At 60.8% G+C, this 19264-nt stretch carries 11 protein-coding genes; 10 read left to right on the top strand and 1 reads right to left on the bottom strand.

Annotated elements, in window-relative coordinates:
• Positions 1 to 20 precede the first annotated feature (20 nt).
• The 4 genes from IG168_RS17650 to IG168_RS17635 all read left to right on the top strand — a co-directional run bounded on the left by IG168_RS17650 (position 21) and on the right by IG168_RS17635 (position 7678).
• Positions 21 to 3182 (top strand): efflux RND transporter permease subunit, encoded by a 3162-nt coding sequence (locus IG168_RS17650; RefSeq protein WP_193165919.1) that lies wholly within the window; start codon positions 21 to 23, stop codon positions 3180 to 3182.
• Positions 3183 to 3284: 102 nt separating this feature from the next.
• Positions 3285 to 3896, top strand: a complete 612-nt coding sequence (locus tag IG168_RS17645; RefSeq protein WP_193165918.1) for an NUDIX hydrolase — start codon at positions 3285 to 3287, stop codon at positions 3894 to 3896.
• 145 nt (positions 3897 to 4041) lie between these two features.
• The gene (locus IG168_RS17640; protein ID WP_193165917.1) at positions 4042 to 5838 is read left to right on the top strand and encodes an ABCB family ABC transporter ATP-binding protein/permease; all 1797 of its coding nucleotides are present in this window, start codon (positions 4042 to 4044) and stop codon (positions 5836 to 5838) included.
• Positions 5839 to 5935: 97 nt separating this feature from the next.
• Positions 5936 to 7678 (top strand): dipeptidyl-peptidase 3 family protein, encoded by a 1743-nt coding sequence (locus tag IG168_RS17635; RefSeq protein ID WP_193165916.1) that lies wholly within the window; start codon positions 5936 to 5938, stop codon positions 7676 to 7678.
• A 566-nt stretch (positions 7679 to 8244) separates the two neighbouring features.
• Here IG168_RS17635 and IG168_RS17630 read toward each other — a convergent pair.
• Entirely contained in the window at positions 8245 to 11295 is a 3051-nt protein-coding gene (locus IG168_RS17630) for a thrombospondin type 3 repeat-containing protein (protein WP_193165915.1), read from the bottom strand.
• A gap of 442 nt (positions 11296 to 11737) precedes the next feature.
• Between IG168_RS17630 and IG168_RS17625 the strand changes: the two genes are divergently transcribed.
• From IG168_RS17625 to IG168_RS17600, 6 genes are all read left to right on the top strand, one after another.
• Positions 11738 to 13210, top strand: a complete 1473-nt coding sequence (locus IG168_RS17625) for a DNA-3-methyladenine glycosylase 2 (protein ID WP_193165914.1) — start codon at positions 11738 to 11740, stop codon at positions 13208 to 13210.
• Positions 13207 to 13707, top strand: coding sequence for a methylated-DNA--[protein]-cysteine S-methyltransferase (locus IG168_RS17620; protein WP_193165913.1), 501 nt, complete (start codon positions 13207 to 13209; stop codon positions 13705 to 13707). Before IG168_RS17625 ends, IG168_RS17620 begins: the two co-directional genes overlap by 4 nt.
• Positions 13708 to 13809: 102 nt before the next feature.
• Entirely contained in the window at positions 13810 to 14340 is a 531-nt protein-coding gene (locus tag IG168_RS17615; protein WP_193165912.1) for a gamma carbonic anhydrase family protein, read from the top strand.
• A gap of 20 nt (positions 14341 to 14360) precedes the next feature.
• Entirely contained in the window at positions 14361 to 14564 is a 204-nt protein-coding gene (locus IG168_RS17610) for a DUF1289 domain-containing protein (RefSeq protein ID WP_193165911.1), read from the top strand.
• Between the two features lie 87 nt (positions 14565 to 14651).
• On the top strand, positions 14652 to 18191 hold the full coding sequence (gene dnaE, locus IG168_RS17605) for a DNA polymerase III subunit alpha (RefSeq protein ID WP_193165910.1): 3540 nt from the start codon (positions 14652 to 14654) through the stop codon (positions 18189 to 18191).
• A gap of 102 nt (positions 18192 to 18293) precedes the next feature.
• Positions 18294 to 19250, top strand: coding sequence for an acetyl-CoA carboxylase carboxyltransferase subunit alpha (locus tag IG168_RS17600; protein ID WP_193165909.1), 957 nt, complete (start codon positions 18294 to 18296; stop codon positions 19248 to 19250).
• The last annotated feature ends 14 nt before the right edge of the window (positions 19251 to 19264 follow it).

Here is a 19264-nt window from a genome sequence, read left to right as displayed (position 1 = left end):
CTGACAGGGAGTAGGTTTTTTTGATCAGCGCATTCTTTATTCGCCGACCGCGCTTTGCCTTTGTGGTATCGATTTTGATTACCCTTGCGGGATTGCTGACGCTGCCGATCCTGCCCGTCGCCCAGTTTCCCGACATTACCCCCCCCACCATCACTGCCACCGCCCGCTTCACCGGCGCGAGCGCCGAAGTAATGCGCGACAGTGTCGCCGTGCCGATCGAAGCGGAAGTGAATGGTGTGGAAGACATGCTGTATATGGATTCCGTCAGCGGTAACGACGGCAGTTACAGCCTCACGGTCACCTTCGAGACGGGGACTGACGACAATATCGCTCAGGTGAATGTGCAGAACCGGGTTCAGGAGGCAATACCGGGGCTGCCGGAGGATGTGCGCCGTAACGGTGTCGTCGTGCGCAAGAAGTCAAACACCATGTTGCTGGTGGTGAACCTGCTGTCACCGGATGAAAAGTTCGACGAACTGTTTTTGGCCAACTATGCGCAGATCTTCATTCGCGACGAGCTGGCGCGGGTGCCAGGTGTCAGTGATGTAGAGATTCTCGGTTCCCTCAACTATGCCATGCGCATCTGGCTCAATCCGGATCGTATGACCGCACTGGATGTGACGACCCAGGATGTCATCAGCGCAATCCAGTCGCAGAATATGCAGGTGGCAGCGGGGCAGATCGGTTCGCCGCCCATCGGCAAGGACCAGCAGTTCCAGTACAACATCCTCGCTCAGGGCCGACTGGTCGATGCGGAGCAATTCAAGGAAATCAGTATTCGCGCCGATCCCTCCGGCGGCATGGTTCGCATGAAGGATGTCGCGCGTGTGGAGCTGGGCAGCGAGTTTTACAGTGCCTACGGCCGTCTGGACGGCAAACCAGCAGCGGTTATCGCCGTATACCAGTTGCCGGATGCCAACGCCCTCAGTGTCGCTGAAGGTATCGCGGAGCGTGTAGATGAATTGTCCCAGCGCTTTCCTGAAGGCCTCAAGGCAGAAATTCTCTACGACACGACAGACTTCGTGCGCGCATCGATCGCGGAGGTGATTACGACGCTATTGATTGCGCTGCTGCTCGTCATTCTGGTGGTATTCGTATTCTTGCAAGATGTGCGTTCCACCCTGATCCCCGCCATTGCCATTCCCGTCTCGCTGATTGGCACTTTTGCCCTGATGTTTGCCTTTGGTATGACCATCAACACGGTCACACTGTTTGCCTTGATCCTCGCGATCGGCATCGTAGTGGACGACGCCATTATTGTCGTAGAAAACACTCAGCGTTTGATGAGTGAGGGTCTGGCGCCGCGGCAGGCGGCACTGAAATCGATGGAGGAGGTGACCGGTCCAGTGATTGCCACGACGTTGGTCTTACTGGCGGTGTTCGTGCCGGTGATGCTGATGCCGGGTCTGACCGGCAGGATGTACCAGCAGTTTGCAGTGACGATTAGTTTTGCGGTGATTATCTCCTCCATTAATGCCCTCACTTTAAGCCCGGCCCTTTGCGCAACACTGCTCAAGAAAAGTGAAGGCGACCAAATCGCCGGGGTCAAAGAGACCGGTGCATTTGGCTGGTTCAACAAAGCACTGCATAAACTCACGCATTTTTATACGGGCATGGTGCGCTTCTGGGTGGCTCGCCCTCTGTTCGGATTATTATCCATAGCCGGCATGGTGGGCCTTTGTGCCTGGCTATTTACCAGTGTGCCCACCGGTTTTATTCCCGATGAGGATCAGGGGTTCTTCCTGGTCCATGTGCAGCTGGCTGAGGGGGCTTCGCTGACTCGCACGGGACCCGTGGTGGCGCGCCTCAGTGAAATCATGCGAGAGGACCCGGATATTTCCCATGTCATGGCGGTGCCCGGGTTCAACGTGCTGTCGGGCAGTGTCAGCTCCAACTCGGCCTTCATGATAGGCATTTTGCCGCCATGGGACGAGCGGCCCAATGCCGACCAGCATCAGATGGCGGTCATGCAGCGAATACAGGAGAAGGCTGCGGGCATAGCGGAGGCCCGGGTGATGGTCTTCCCGACTCCACCCCTGCCGGGAGTCGGCACCATTGGCGGCTTTGAATTTATCCTCAAGGATCTGATGGGGCGCGATCCCGCTGAACTGGCACAGGTGATGTACGGACTCCTCGGCGCGGCGAATCAGCGACCGGAGATTGCACAGGCATTCACTACCTTTCAGGCCACAACACCGCAACTGGAACTGACGGTGGACCGGGACAAGGCGCACACGCTGGGTTTGCGGCTCACCGATGTCTACAACACCTTGCAGACCCAGCTCGGCGGATTTTACGTCAACGATTTCAATTTATTCGGCAAGGTGTTTCGCGTGATGGTGCAGGGGGACCAGCAGTTTCGCAGTAACGAGCAGGATCTGACGGGCTTTTTTGTGCGCGCCAACAGTGGCGAGCTCGTGCCGATTACCGCAGTGGTGAATATCGAGCCGACGGTGGCCCCACAGACCATAGACCGTTACAACCTCTACAACAGCGTTACCATCAATGGCTCGCCGGCGCCCGGTTATTCCAGTGGCCAGGCTATGCGGGCAATGGAGGAGCTGGCCGCGCAATTGCCGGAGGGCTACAGCTATGACTGGACCGGTTCCAGTCTGCAGGAAATCAGTTCCGGCAATATGGCGCCGATTCTGTTTTCTCTCGCCATTGTGTTTGTCTACCTGTTTCTGGTGGCGCAGTACGAGAGCTGGATGATTCCCATCGCGGTGATGCTGTGTGTGCCCATTGCCATCGCCGGTGCTCTTTTCGTGGTCTGGCTGGTGGGCTCGATCAACAATCTCTATACGCAAATCGGGCTGGTGTTGCTGATCGGTATGGCGGCGAAGAGCGCCATTTTGATTGTGGAGTTTGCCTGCCTGGAGCGCGACAGCGGAAAATCAGTGCTGGAAGCGGCGGTCAGCGCAACCCAGTTGCGTTTCCGCGCCGTGCTGATGACCGCACTGTCGTTCGTGCTGGGGGTGATCCCCCTTTTGGTGGCCACCGGAGCCGGCGCCGCCAGCCGCATCTCGCTGGGTTTGGCGGTATTCGGTGGAATGACCGCAGCGGCAATCTTCGCCACATTGCTGGTGCCGGTGTATTACGCGCTGGTGCAGTCGCTGCGGGAGAAGATCAAGGGAGGCCATACGCCGATGAAACAGCGGGATGCAGCCGCGTCCGATAGCTGAGTGGCCGATCGAATATAGAGGAAATCGGTGTCTTTGGCGTATAGTGGCAGATAATAAGGCGAAGTCGCCGCGCCATGCGGTGCAGTGGTAAGTAAACGGGCAATGCTGGACGTTATCGAGCAAAAAATATCGCAGTTGCGGCAGGACCTGCTGGCGAAAGTGCCAGAGGGGCCGGACCTGCGTGGCCACGCCGCAGTGCTGCTGGCCCTGACCGATGAGCCGGATCCGGAAGTGATACTTACCCTGCGCTCCGCGAACCTGTCGACCCACTCAGGCGAAGTCTCGCTGCCTGGCGGCCGCTGGGACGCTACCGATCCCTCCCTGGAATACACCGCCCTGCGCGAGACCGAAGAGGAGATCGGCCTGCACCCGGACGAGATCCGTGTGCTGGGTCCCCTGTGGACCCGCGCTACGCGCTGGAAAGTACAGGTGACGCCCTGGCTCGGTGTGGTATCGCCGGATGTTGAACTGACGCCGAATCCCGGCGAGCTGGATGCGATCTTCCGCGTGCCACTGTCGTTTTTTCTCGCCGATCCGCGCATTCGCACGGACCGGATCACCATCGACCAGAGCACCGTTTATCTGCCGGCCTACCAGTTTCGCGAGTACGAAATCTGGGGCTTTACCGCTGGAATATTGACCGAGTTCATGGTCCGGATCCTCGGTGCCGAGATTGTCCATCGCGAGGATGTGCCGCTGCGGGCGCTGAAGTGACGGACGCTGTTTCAGTCCTTCATTATCAAAAGAAAGCGCCTGGCCGGGGCCATGCACTTGATCTCAAGTTAACTTCATCTTTTACCCTCCCGCAATAAATGGCGCCTAGCGCTTATAATTCCGTTGTATTTATCGCGAGTGATCTATGCCCAGACCAAAATCCGCAGTTGCCCTGGATGAAGTGCATTGGGGCGCACTGAAAACCCTGTTCCCGTATCTGCTGGAATTCAAGCGCGCGGTGATTTTCGCGCTGCTGTGTCTGGTGGGAGCCAAGCTGGCCGGGGTGGGGCTGCCGTTTATCCTCAAGCACATTGTTGACGCCCTCGACAGCTCCGGTGGCACGGCCGCGGCTATCGCACTGCCCCTTGGATTACTGCTGGCCTACGGGGCAGTGCGCTTTTCCAGCGTTCTGTTCGGTGAATTGCGCGACACGATTTTCGGCCGCGTAACCGAGCGCGCCCAGCGCCGGGTGGGGCTGGAAGTATTCCGGCACCTGCACCGGCTGGATATGGATTTTCACCTGAATCGCCGCACCGGGGGGCTGTCGCGGGATATTGAACGGGGCAATTCCGGCATCGGGTTCCTGATGCGCTTTATGGTGTTCAACATCGTGCCGACCCTGGTGGAAATCGCGATGGTGGCGGGGCTGTTGTGGTGGAACTACAGCGCCGCCTTCGCCCTGCTGGTGCTGGGCGCGGTGGTGATCTATATCGGCTTCTCCGTGGTCGCCACCGAGTGGCGCACGCGTTTTGTCCGCGAGCTGAATCAGGCGGAATCCCAGAGCAGTAGCCGCGCGGTGGACAGCCTGCTCAACTACGAAACGGTCAAGTATTTCGGCAACGAACAGCACGAGGCGAGCCATTACGATCGCGAGCTGGCGTTCTGGGAGCAGGCGCGGCGCAAGAACCGCCTGTCCCTGTTCGGCCTCAATGCCGGACAGGCGCTGATCATTGCCAGCGCCATGTGCGGCGCCATGGTGTTGGCTGCGGTGAATGTCACCAGGGGTGCGATGACCATTGGTGACTTTGTGCTGATCAATGCCTTCATGATGCAGATCTTTATTCCGCTGAATTTCCTCGGTTTTGTCTACCGGGAGATGAAGGGCGCAATGGCGAATATCGAGAAGATGTTTTCCCTGCTGCTGGTAGAGCCGGCGGTGCGGGATGACGATTCGGCGGGCATATTGGAGGTGCACAGCGGGCGCATCGTGTTCGACGATGTGCATTTCGGTTACCGGCCCGAGCGGGAAATCCTCAAAGGCATCAGTTTTACCGTGGAGCCACAGCAGAAGGTGGCGATCGTCGGCGCCAGCGGCGCGGGTAAATCGACGCTGTTCAAGCTGCTGTTCCGTTTCTACGACGCTACCGGCGGACGAATTTTGATTGACGGGCAGGATATCCGCAGCGTCAGCCAGGATTCCCTGCGCTCTGTTATCGGTGTGGTGCCGCAGGACGCGGTGCTGTTCAACCAGTCGATCCTCGAAAACGTGCGCTACGGCCGTGTGAATGCCAGTGATGAAGAGGTCATGGAGGCGATCAGGCACGCGCAGCTGGCGGATTTCGTGCAGCAGCTGCCGGAAGGCGTTCACACGCTGGTGGGCGAGCGCGGCCTGAAACTTTCCGGCGGCGAAAAACAGCGCGTAGCCATTGCCCGCGCACTGCTCAAACATCCGCCAATCATGGTATTCGACGAGGCCACTTCATCGCTCGACAGCAAGTCCGAGCGCGGTATTCTCGAATCCCTGCGGGATATCGCCCGGGAGCAGACCACCCTGGTGATCGCCCACCGCCTGTCCACCGTGGTGGATGCGGACGTGATCCTGGTGCTGGAGCAGGGCGAGATCGTCGAACGCGGCAGCCACGCCCAGTTACTGGCGGAGGGGGGGCATTACGCCGCCCTGTGGCGCCTGCAGCAGCAGGAGCGCAGCGCCGAGGTGGTATAACTGCGGATTCTGTCGCGGCAGCCTCTGCCCGTCTTGATAAATGCCCGGCGCCGGACTAATGTGGCGCCGGACAAAAGATAACGATAGGCAGGCTCCTATGACTACCCCTTTCAAGTTCGCCCGATTGACTGCGATGCTACTGGCACTGGCGCTGACCACCGCCTGTTCGCCGCGCGACAACAAAAGCGAAACGACTGAATCGACTCAGGCCCCGGCCGCGGAATCCAGCGCCGCCGAGTCAACCGCAGCGAAATCGACCTCCGAAACGGCGGCCAAACCCGAAAAGCTGGAGTCCAGCGCCGATTTCGAGATTTACGTCCCGGTCGAGCTCAATGCCGATCTTTCCGACCTCTCCGACAACCAGCGCCAGATGATTGGCAAGCTGATCGACGCGAGCAAGGTCATGGATCGCCTGTTCTGGTTGCAGGCCTACGGTCCGGCGGAAGAGCTGCTGTCGAGCATCGAAGACAGCACCAAACGTGACTTCGCCAAGATCAACTACGGCCCCTGGGATCGCCTGAACGATAACGAACCGTTTATCGCGGGATATGGTGCCAAACCCCTGGGTGCGCAGTTTTATCCGGAAGACATGACCAAGGCCGAGTTCGAATCCTGGAACCAGCCGGGCAAGGACGGCCTCTATACCCTGGTGCGGCGCAACCAGGAAGGCAAGCTGGAACTGGTGCCGTATCACGTGGCCTACAAGGAAGATCTGCAGAAGGCCGCCGAGCTGCTGCGCGAAGCCGCGAAGCTGGCCGACGACGAGGAGTTTGCCGGCTACCTGAACCTGCGTGCGAAGGCCCTGGTCAGCGACGACTTCCGTCCCAGCGACATGGCCTGGATGGACATGAAGAACAACCCGATCGATGTAGTCATTGGCCCGATCGAGAACTACGAAGACCAGCTGTTCGGCTACCGCACCGCCTATGAGGCCTATGTACTGCTGAAGGACAAGGAGTGGAGTGAGAAGCTGGCCAAGTTCGCCGCCTTCCTGCCGGAGCTGCAGCGCGGCCTGCCCGTGGATGAAAAATACAAGGCAGAAAAGCCGGGAACCGACTCCGACCTGAATGCCTACGACGTGCTGTATTACGCCGGCCACTCCAATGCCGGTGGCAAGACCATCGCCATCAATCTGCCGAACGATGAGGAAGTTCAGCTGGCCAAGGGGACCCGTCGCCTGCAGCTGAAAAACGCCATGCGCGCCAAGTTTGACAAGATCCTGGTACCCATCGGCGATGTCCTGATCGCGGAAGACCAGCGTGAGAACATCACCTTCCCGGCTTTCTTCCAGAACACCATGTTCCACGAGGTAGCCCACGGCCTGGGTATCAAGAAAACCCTGACCGACGGCAGCAATGTGCGCCAGGCGCTGAAGGAAAATGCCTCGGCGCTCGAAGAGGGCAAGGCAGATATCCTCGGCCTGTACATGGTCACCAAGTTGCACGAGAAAGGCGAGCTGCCCGACAGCGAGCTGATGGACAACTACGTTACCTTCCTCGCCAGTATTTTCCGCAGCGTGCGCTTCGGTGCTGCCGATGCCCACGGTACTGCGAATATGGTGCGCTTCAATTTCTTTGAAGAGGAAGGCGCCTTTAGTCGCGATGCCGATACCGGCCTGTACCGGGTGAACTTTGACAAGATGCAGCAGGCGATGACGGATCTGTCCCGCCTGATTCTCACCATCCAGGGTGATGGCGACTATGCGCGCGCCAAGGAACTGCTCGAGAGCAAGGGCGTGATCAACGCACAGCTGCAGAAAGACCTGGACCGCCTGGCGGCTGCCAGTATCCCGGTCGATGTTACTTTCGTGCAGGGCAGGGAAGTACTGGGTATCAAGTAAGCCCCGGTTTTCTCCGTCCGATAAAAACCCCGGCATTGGCCGGGGTTTTTTTATGGGAACAAGGCCCGTCTTGTGCGCCGGTACATAGCGATAGCCATTTACCGAGAGAGGTAGTAACGAGAGAAATAGCTGCCGCTAGCGAATCGCGCTTCTCCTTTGCCACCGGCTGCCCGCCACCAATCTCTGTCGTTCTGCTGCCTGAGCACCTTCCTCCTGCACTGGCAGAAAAAACTCTGACTGTACGAAAAATAAACAGCCTTATCCAAATTCAAATTCTGGCGACAGTGCTGGCACGTTCACGCTCCTACTGGTGGATAAAAGCGCTGAAACTGTGAAATGTCGCACGCTTTCTGTGCAGAATTGTATGTTTTTTGAACGGCAATTTTGATGGGGGAAATTCAAGCAGTGCGATGCCCGGAATTGCGGTGAGTAACGCATGGACGGAATGAGGCAGGCAGTGCCGGCAGCACAGCGTATTCCCCATTAAAAAAGCCCCGGGCTGGTGCCGGGGCTTTGCATGTTCCGCTGCAGTGACAGTTGTCAGCCGTACTGCACCGGGGGGATGGTCAGGGATCGAGAGGGGCCAGGCAGGCCATATAAACATCCAGCGTATTGACCTCGTACGGCAGGCTGCCGAGGCTCAGGCGCACGCGGTTAAAGTCGTGTATGGAGACGATAGTGATCACCCGCTGGTTCACCGCGCCGTCCACGTCAAACACCACCAGTGAACTGCCGCTGCCACTGTCGCCAGTGGGCGTATCGTCCATCCAGGTGCTGATGGTCACAGTCTGCAGCATCACCAGGTCCAGTAGCGATTCCGGTTTTTCCACCAGATACCCGATGACGTAGCGACCGTTCAAGACCGTCGTCTTGGTGACATCGATGTACACCGAGCCGCTGGCGCCCGCGGTGACCTGCATCCGCGACGCATCGGTGATCACGCTGTTGGTAATGAGTCCGGGACTGCTGACACTGCAACCTTCACAGGAGCCTTCGGTACCGATAGAGCGGAAGGACTCACTGGTGGTGATCGGCAGCAGGTCGCCGAGGGATTCGCAGCTCGCGGCGAGGCCGTTGTCGCAGGCGTCGCCGATACCATCACCGTCAAAGTCCACCTGGTCCGGATTCGGGGTCTGCGGACAGTTGTCGAGTTCGTTGGCAACGCCGTCGTCGTCGACATCGGTATCGCAGGCATCGCCGATACCATCACCGTCGGAATCCAGCTGGTCGGGATTGGAGACGGACGGGCAGTTGTCCGGGCCGTTGTCGATGCCGTCGCCGTCCTGATCCTGGTCGCAGGCGTCACCGATACCGTCGCCGTCGCTGTCCGCCTGGCTGGGATTGGCGTCCAGCGGACAGTTGTCCACGGCGTCGTCCGTGCCATCGCCATCCAGATCATCGTCGCAGGCGTCGCCGATGCCGTCGCCGTCGCTGTCGCTCTGGTCGTTGGCGGTCATCGGGCAGTTGTCACTGCCGTTGTCAGTTCCGTCACCATCGACGTCGCTGTCACACAGATCGCCAATGCCGTCACCATCGGAATCGAGCTGATCCGGGTTCGGCTGGGCCGGGCAGTTGTCTTCGCCGTCGTCCAGGCCGTCGTTATCGGTGTCGCTGTCGGTATCACACAGGTCGCCGATGCCGTCACCGTCCTGGTCCGCCTGATCCTGGTTAGCGACGTTGGGGCAGTTGTCAGCATCGTTGGCGACGGTGTCGCCGTCGAGATCCGTATCGCAGACATCGCCGGTACCGTCATTGTCGAGATCGGCCTGGTCGGCGTTGGCGGAGACCGGGCAGTTATCGACGTCGTCGCCGGTGCCGTCGTTGTCGTCGTCGTCGTCACAGGCATCGCCGATACTGTCACCGTCCAGATCGTCCTGGCCGGCATTGGCAACGGCCGGACAGTTGTCCGCGTCGTCGTCGAGGCCGTCACCATCGTCGTCCGCATCGCAGACATCGCCGAAGGCGTCGCCATCCAGGTTGGCCTGGTCGGCGTTGTCGATCAGCGGGCAATTGTCCGCGGTGTCTTCGACACCGTCGTTGTCGTCATCGCTGTCACAGGCGTCGCCGAACCCGTCGCTGTCGGTATCCGCCTGCGATGGGTTGGCTGTCACCGGACAGTTGTCCACGTCGTTGGCGTCGCCGTCTCCGTCGACATCCTCATCGCAGGCATCGCCGATGCCGTCGCCGTCCAGATCCGCCTGGTCGAGGTTGGCGGCGTTTGCACAGTTGTCTGCATCGTCCGGAACGCTGTCACCATCGCTGTCGGTGTTGTCGTCACAGGCATCGCCGAACCCGTCACTGTCCGTATCCGCCTGGTCCGGGTTTTCCACCAGCGGACAGTTGTCTGCGGTATCGTCCACTCCGTCGCCATCGCGGTCGCCATCACAGGCGTCACCGATGCCGTCGCTGTCCTGGTCCGCCTGATCGGCATTGGCAGTAGTCGGGCAGTTGTCGACGGCGTCATTCAGGCCGTCGTCATCGTCATCGTCGTCACAGGCATCGCCGAGACCGTCGCTGTCGCTGTCCGTCTGGTCGTTGGCAATTACCGGGCAGTTGTCGCTGTCATTAGCGGTGGAGTCTCCATCCACATCGGTGTCGCAGCTATCGCCAATACCGTCGTTGTCCTGGTCGGCCTGATCCGGGTTGGGCTGGCTGGGGCAATTGTCGGCATCGTCACCGGCGCCGTCGCCATCACTATCGGTCAGCGGGTCGCAGGCATCGCCGGTGTCGTCGCCATCGGCGTTCTCCTGGCCGGGATTGGCGATGGCGGGGCAGTTGTCCTCGGGGTTGTCGACGCCGTCGCCGTCACGATCTGTGTCGCAGATATCGCCGATGCCGTCGCCGTCCAGGTCGCTCTGTCCGACATTGCCGTCCGTAGGGCAGTTGTCGGTGTTGTCGCTGATACTGTCGCCGTCGTCATCGTCATCGCAGGCATCGCCCAAGCCGTCGCCGTCGGTATCGATCTGATCGGCATTGGCGATGGCTGGGCAGTTGTCCTCGCCGTCGTCCAGTCCGTCGTTATCGGTGTCGCTGTCTTGATCGCAGGCGTCGCCGATATTGTCGTTGTCCTGATCCGCCTGATCTGGATTGGCCACCGCCGGGCAGTTGTCGAGGCTGTCGGTGATGTCGTCGCCATCGCGATCGTTGTCGCAAGCGTCGCCGATACCATCGCCGTCGAGGTCGCCCTGCTCGCTGTTGGCAACGGCGGGGCAGTTGTCGCTTTCGTTGTCGACGTTATCGCCATCCAGATCTTCATCGCAGGCATCGCCGAGGCCATCGCCATCGCCGTCGGCCTGATCGCTATTGGACAATTGCGGACAGTTGTCGCTGTTGTCGGCAGTGCCGTCACCGTCGTCGTCACTGTCACAGGCATCGCCGATGCCGTCTTTATCCAAGTCTTCCTGGTTTGCGTTGGCAATTGCGGGGCAGTTGTCGCTGGCGTCGCCGACTCCGTCGCTATCGCCGTCGACCACTGTTTCCGTGTCGCTCGACGTGGACGTTGTCGCTGCTGTCAGCAGTGCGTCCGTGGACTGGCGGCGGCCGTGTTTGACATCCGCGGAGCATCCGGCGAGCAGCACCAGCAGGGCGCACAGGGTCAGGGTAGAAATACGAATCATGAGTGACAGCTCCAGGCAACAGGCATTCTTGTTGGCGTTATTGGCCGCACGGCCCGGGGAGCATGGTTATGACGGGGTAAGACCCGCCCTCTGCGCGGAGACGGCAGAAACTGGCGCTGTCATCTAAACAACGATTGCGGCGCACTCACAACATACTTCCCTGTATGACCGTTACCCGCTGCAAGTTGGTACAGCGGCCGGACGAATTCCATTCGTTGCGAACGCAGGTGTTCGTGTTGCGTTTCTAATTGAAATTGTGACCTGTGTCTAATTGTTGGCGGACAATGAATCTAGTTGTTATCTACTGGCCTGACTAACCATTCAAGTCTTTCTTTTGTTGCGTGGAGACTGCGGCGGGAGTCCCGTCTACTGTCAGTTCCGAATCTGACTAGTCGAGGATTCTGCGGGCGATTACACTGGCGCCGTTCATCAGGAGAATACCTTGCAGCTTGACGCCGAAATCTGTTCCAGTGCCCGCCTCGCCCGAGATCGCCGTTTCGATGGCCGGTTCTTTACGGCGGTGAAGACGACCGGCATTTTCTGCCGGCCCATCTGTCCCGCGCGGGCGCCGCTGGAGCGCAATGTCACCTATTACGCCACTGCCGCCGAAGCGGTCGAAGCGGGTTTTCGCCCGTGCCTGCGCTGCCGCCCGGACGCGGCGCCAGGCAGCCCAGCCTGGGGGCTGGTATCGACAACGGTGCGGCGGGCTCTGCAGCTGATGCGTAGCGAGCGCGAGGCCCAGTCCCTTGAAACCCTCGCGGATCGCCTCGGAGTCAGCAGCCGCTACCTGCGCCGCCTGTTTGCCGAGCACCTGGGGGTGAGTCCGCTGGCAGTGTGGCAGGCGGAGCGGGCGTTGTTCGCGTTCGGCCTGCTGCGCGACACGGATCTGCCGATTGCCGCGATTGCCTATGAATCCGGCTTTAACAGCCTGCGCCGCTTCAATGGCGTGTTCAAACAGATTTACCGGCGCACGCCGTCAGAAGTGCGCCGCGAAAAGTCGCCGGGCCGGACGCCATCGCCCAGTTCCGGCAGCGATCTGGGTGCCCGGCTGTACCTGCACTACCGCCCGCCATTTCACTGGCGGAAATTACTGGAGTTTTTTCGCGCCCGGGCGCTTGCCGGGGTTGAGCAGGTAGATGGCGATACCTACCAGCGCAGCTTCGCGCTCGACGGCCTGCGCGGCGTGCTTCGTGTCCGTGACGACAGTGCCCGCAACTGCCTGGTCGTAGACGTGATCGGCGAGGGTGGGGTGGGGCTGTACCGGGTGAATCAGCGGCTGCGGCGGCTGTTCGACCTGGATGCCGATACCGAGGAAATCACCGGCGTGCTGGCGGCGGATCCGCTGCTCGCGCGGGAAATCGAGCGGTCGCCGGGCGTGCGCCTGCCGGGCGCGTGGGACCCGTTCGAGTATGCGCTGAGGGCAATCCTCGGCCAGCAGATCTCGGTAGCGGCGGCCACCACCATCGCCGGGCGCATCGTCGATCGCTACGGGGAATCCTTTACTGGCGCCGATGGCGTCGCCCACCGGCTGTTCCCGACTGCGGAGCAACTGGCCGGTGTCGATTTCGCCGGGCTCGGTGTTACCCGGGCGCGGGCGCAGACGTTGCGCACTTTCGTCGAGGCTGTGCTCGATGAGCGTGTGGATTTCACCGAACCGGAGCTGGACAGCTGGTGCGCCCGGGTCACTGAACTGCCGGGTATCGGCGACTGGACCGCCCACTACATCGCCATGCGCGGCCTGTCGATGCCGGACGCGTTTCCGGCGTCGGATCTGGGGATACTGCAGGCCCTGGGTGGCGGTGGGGAGAAGGCCAAACCCAAACAGGCCCTTCAGCGTGCGGAACACTGGCGCCCCTGGCGGGCCTACGGCGCACTGCTGTTGTGGCAGTCGCTCAAATCGGGAGCAGAAGAATGATTCACTACGCAATTTACAGTACCCGCTTTGGCGATGTAGTCATCGCGGCGAACGACGCAGGGCTGGTGGCGCTCGCATTTCACGGGGTAGAGCGGCCCTCCAGCATAAGCCCTGAATGGCAGGAGGGGGCGACGGCGCTGACCGACATGGCGGCGGGGCAGCTTGAGGAATACTTTGCCGGTACACGCCGCGCGTTTGACCTGCCGCTGGATCCGCAGGGCACCGAATTCCAGCGCCGCGTCTGGGACGCGTTGTTGCGCATACCCTACGGCGAGACCCGCAGTTACCGGGAGCAGGCGGAGTCCCTCGGCAATCCGCGGGCGATCCGCGCGGTAGCGCGGGCCAACGGCGCCAACCGGATAGCCATTATTATTCCCTGTCACCGCGTGATCGGCGCCGATGGGACCCTGACTGGCTACGCCGGCGGCCTGGAGCGGAAGGCGCAGCTGCTGACACTCGAGGGGGCTCACTTCATCCAGCAACCGGAGCTGCTGTGACCCGGGGCGGGCGCCGGCAAAAGCGCAAGGTCCATCCGCTAGCCATAGGCCGCTCCTGGCGGGATAATAGCCGGCTTGCCAAAAAGAGAAGCCGGAGGCCATATGCTGTACAAACTGGGTGATCAACAGCCTGTCCTCGAAGGCGAGGGCCACTACATCGCGCCCGGCGCCCATGTAATCGGCAATGTGCGAATGCTCAGTCACAGCTCTGTCTGGTTCAATGCCGTGGTGCGTGGCGATTGCGATCGCATTACGATCGGCGAAAACAGCAATGTCCAGGACGGCTCGGTCCTGCATACCGACCCGGGCGTGCCGCTGACCATTGGCACCGGCGTGACCATCGGCCACAAGGTGATGCTGCACGGCTGCACCATCGGCGACTACAGCCTGATCGGCATCAACGCGGTGGTGCTGAATGGAGCCAAAATCGGCAAGTGCTGCATCATTGGCGCCAACGCGCTGGTGACCGAAAACACTGAAATTCCCGACTACTCGATGGTGCTGGGCAGCCCCGGCAAAGTGGTCAAAACCCTCGACGAAGCCACCTTCGAAATACTCAAGTACAGTAGTGATCACTACGTGGCCAACGGCCAGCGCTTTGCCGAGCAGCTGGTGCCTGTGGCTGGAACGTAAACGGAATAAGTCGAAGCGCGATGTCTGATAAAACTGCCGAAACCGAGCGCCCGGTAAAATCCCCCTGTGTTTCCGTCTGTGCGCTGAATGCGCAGGATGTCTGCGAGGGCTGCTTCCGGACCGGGTCGGAAATTACCCGCTGGACGGCGCTGAACAACGATGAGCGCCGCAGTGTATTGCGCAGCTGCCTGGAGCGCGCGCGGCAGATGGGCCGCCTGCTGTAGCGGGCGGGCGCAACTGGCTACTTGTAGAACAATACTCGCGGGTGCTCTAGCGCCTGCGGGCCAAAACAGTTTCGATAACGAAAAAATATGACCCAATCTTTTGTCCACTTAAGAGTCCACTCGGAATTTTCCCTGATCGACGGGCTGGTACGGATCAAGCCGCTGGTGGCGCGCGCGGCCGAGCTGGAAATGCCGGCGCTGGCGCTCACCGACCAGACCAATTACTACGGCCAGATCAAGTTCTATAAAGCCTGTCTCGGCGCCGGCATCAAGCCGCTGACCGGCACGGATTTCTGGCTGAGTGAAGGGGGCGAAGACAACCCGACGCTGATCTCGCTGTTCGCGATGAATGCCGATGGCTATCGCAATATCACCGAGCTGATCTCGCGCGCGTGGATGGAGGGGCAGTACCACGGTCACGCCTATATCCGCCGGGAATGGGTGCAGGAATACGCCGACGGAGTATTGATGCTGTCCGGCGCCAAGTACGGCGACGTGGGTCGCGCCCTGATAGCGGGGCGTCGCGCCCAGGCGCAGGAGCTGGCCAGCGAGTGGGCGCGGATTTTTCCCGGACGCTACTACCTGGAACTGCAGCGCACCGGCCGCCCCGGTGACGAGGAATACCTGCACGAGGCAGTCAAGCTGGCACAGCTGCTGGCGTTGCCGGTAGTGGCCACCAACGATGTGCGCTTTCTCGAGGAGAGCGAGTTCGAGGCGCACGAAGTGCGCGTCTGTATCCACGAGGGTCGCGCCCTGGATGACCCCCGGCGCGAGCGCCGCTATTCGCCGCAGCAGTATTTCCGCACGCCCGAGGAAATGTGCGAGCTCTTCAGCGATATCCCCGAGGCCCTGCAGAACACGGTGGAGATCGCCAGGCGCTGCTCCGCGCCGATCCAGCTGGGTAAATACTTCCTGCCGGAATTCCCGATTCCCGAGGGAATGACGGAAAACGAATTTTTCGAGAAAGTCTCCTTCGATGGACTCGAGCGGCGCCTGGAGAAAATTCTCGACAAGGCGGCGCCGGACTACCAGCAGCGCCGCGCCGACTACGAGGCACGCCTGCGCTTCGAGCTGGATATCATCATCCAGATGGGATTCCCCGGTTACTTCCTGATCGTGATGGACTTTATCCAGTGGGCCAAGGACCACGATATCCCGGTGGGGCCGGGGCGGGGTTCCGGTGCCGGCTCACTGGTGGCCTATGTGCTGGATATTACCGATTTGGACCCGCTGCAGTACGACCTGCTGTTCGAGCGATTCCTGAACCCGGAGCGGGTATCCATGCCCGACTTCGACGTCGACTTCTGTATGGAAAAGCGCGATCGGGTGATCGGCTATGTGGCCGATAACTACGGCCGCAACGCGGTGAGCCAGATCATCACTTTCGGCACCATGGCCGCGAAGGCGGTGGTGCGCGACGTGGCGCGGGTGCAGGGCAAGTCCTACGGCCTCGCCGACAAGCTGTCGAAAATGATTCCGCCGGACGTGGGCATGACCCTGCAGAAGGCCTACGACCAGGAAGACGTGCTGCGCGAATTCCTGGAGAGCGACGAAGAGGGCCAGGAAATCTGGGAGATGGCCCTGCAGCTTGAAGGTGTGGCCAGAAACGTCGGCAAGCACGCTGGCGGCGTGGTAATCGCGCCGACCAAGCTCACGGATTTTGCGCCGCTCTACTGTGACGAGACTGGCGCCGGCCTGGTGACCCAGTTCGACAAAAACGATGTGGAAGACGCCGGTCTGGTGAAGTTCGACTTCCTCGGCCTGCGCACACTTACCATCATCGACTGGGCCAAGCGCATGGTCGATGAGCAGCGCGCGCTCGAGGGCAAAGAGCCGCTGGTCATCGAGGCGCTGCCGCTGGACGATGACGAAACCTTCAAAATGATCAAGCGGGCCGAGACCACTGCGGTGTTCCAGCTGGAATCCCGCGGTATGAAGGACCTGATCAAGCGTCTGCAGCCGGACAACCTCGAGGACATGATCGCCCTGGTGGCCCTGTTCCGCCCGGGTCCGCTGCAGTCGGGCATGGTGGACGACTTCATCAACCGGAAGCACGGCCGCGCGCAGGTGGCCTACCCCGATGCCAAGTACCAGCACGAGAAACTCAAGCCGATCCTGGAACCCACCTACGGGGTTATCGTCTACCAGGAACAGGTAATGCAGATTGCCCAGGAACTGGCGGGCTACACCCTCGGCGGCGCGGACATGCTGCGTCGGGCCATGGGTAAGAAAAAGCCCGAGGAGATGGCCAAGCAGCGCAGCACCTTCGAGCAGGGGGCGAAAGAGCAGGGCGTAGACCCGGATCTCGCGATCAAGATCTTCGACCTGGTGGAAAAGTTCGCCGGCTACGGCTTCAACAAATCCCACTCGGCCGCCTATGCCCTGGTTTCCTACCAGACCGCGTGGCTCAAGGCCCACTACCCGGCGCAGTTCATGGCCGCCACCATGTCTTCCGACATGGACAAGACCGACAAGGTAGTAACGTTTATTGAAGAGTGCCGGGCCATGGGGCTGGAGCTGGTGCCGCCGGATGTGAATCTCGGCAGCTACCAGTTCTCGGTGCCTGTCTCCGAGAATGGCGACAACCGCATCATCTACGGCCTCGGTGCCATCAAGGGACTGGGTGAAGGCCCGATTGAAAATATCATTGCAGTGCGCAAAGAGGGCGGTCCCTTTACCGACCTGTTTGATTTTTGTTCCCGTATCGATCCGCGCAAGGTCAACAAGCGCGCGCTGGAAGCGCTGGTGCGATCCGGCGCGCTGGACAGTATCGGCCCCGATATCCACGGTGCCGACGGCCTCGATTATTCCCGCGCGGTGTTGTTTAACGCAGTGGACGAAGCGGTCAAGGCAGCCGAACAGCAGGCGGCCAACGCCAATGCCGGCATGATGGACCTGTTCGGCGAGGTTGTGCCCCAGGCCGCCGATGGCGATGTCTACGCCGAATTCCGCCGCGCCCGCCCGTGGAGCATCCGCGAGCGCCTGGAAGGCGAGAAGAACACGCTCGGCCTCTATCTCACCGGCCACCCGATTGACGAATACGAAGATGAGTTGAAGCACCTGGTGAAGGCGCGTATCGCCGACCTGAAGCCCGGTCGCGAAGGGCAGAAGGTCGCCGGCCTGGTGGTGGCGATGCGGGTGATGAAGACCAAGCGCGGTGATTCCATGGCCATTGTGACCCTGGATGACCGCAGCGGTCGCATCGAGGCAGCGGTGTTCAGTGAGGCGTTCGGCGAGCATCGCGAGAAGCTGGTCAAAGACTCGCTGCTGGTGCTGGATGGGCCCGTGGCCCACGACGATTACAGCGGCGGCCTGAAAATGACCGTCAACGGCGTTTCGACCCTCGACGATTTACGCCAGGGCAGTGTGACAGGGGTGCGCCTGCAGCTGGACAGTGCCACGGCCCCGCCCGGGCTGGCCAAACGCCTGGCGGCCTGCCTGCAGCCGTATACCGGCGGCGCCGGCAGCACCTGCGGCGTGACACTGGAAGTGGCGCGCAGCGATGCCCGCGGCACCTTCCGGTTGCCGACGGCGTGGAAAGTGGAGCCAAACGATCAGTTGGTGCAGTCCCTGCGTGAGCTTCTCGGGCGCGAGCAGGTCGCGCTCAACTACACTGAGCGGCGATAGCCCTCATCAGGCTCGACTGCCCGGTTCTGTACAGGTAAGCTATGCCGCCATTATTGCCCTGTGGCCCGGCGGCATTGGAAAAGATTTAAAGGCGCGGATTTCATGAATTTCAATTTTCTCGAGTTTGAACAGCCGATTGCTGAACTGGAAAGCAAGATCAAAGAGCTGCAGCACGTGGGCGATGACAATGAGCTGAACATCGCCGACGAAGTTGCCCGCCTGCGGGAAAAAAGCAAGAACCTGACCGAATCTATCTATTCCGACCTGTCCCCATGGCAGGTGGTCCAGGTGGCGCGCCATCCGCAGCGCCCCTACTCGAAGGACTATATCGAGCGCATCTTCACCGACTGGGATGAGCTGCACGGCGACCGCCATTTCGGCGACGACAAGGCCATCATTTCCGGTATCGCCCGCCTGGACGGCAAACCGGTTGCCGTCATTGGCGAAGAGAAGGGTCGCTCGGTCAATGACAAGGTGGCGCGCAACTTCGGCATGCCCAAGCCCGAGGGGTACCGCAAGGCACTGCGTATCATGGAGATGGCCGAGCGCTTCAAGATGCCGGTGTTGACCCTGATCGACACCCCCGGAGCCTATCCGGGGATCGACAGTGAAGAGCGCGGTATCAGTGAGGCCATTGCGCAGAACCTGGCGGTAATGTCCCGCCTGCGTACGCCGATCATCTGCACCGTCATTGGCGAGGGCTCGTCCGGCGGCGCGCTGGCGATCGGCGTCGGCGACCAGCTGAATATGCTGCAGTACTCCACTTATTTCGTGATCTCCCCGGAGGGCTGCGCCAATATCATCTGGAAAACCGTGGAGAAGGCGCCGCTGGCCGCCGAGGCCATGGGGGTGACCTCCAGTGTGCTGGAAGAGCTGGGTATCGTCGACGAGACCATCCCGGAACCGCTCGGTGGGGCCCACCGTGATCCGGATACCATGGCCGCCCGTCTGCAGGAACGCCTGTCGGCCCAGCTGGACCAGCTGCGCAACGTGCCTATTGATGAATTGCTGGAAAAGCGCTTCCAGCGTCTGATGAGCTACGGCAACATCACTTCCTGAGTAGCTGTGACTTA

It is taken from the genome of Microbulbifer hainanensis (genome assembly GCF_014904735.1).
GTDB lineage: Bacteria > Pseudomonadota > Gammaproteobacteria > Pseudomonadales > Cellvibrionaceae > Microbulbifer > Microbulbifer hainanensis.
This window is presented reverse-complemented; position numbering and strand designations above follow the sequence as displayed.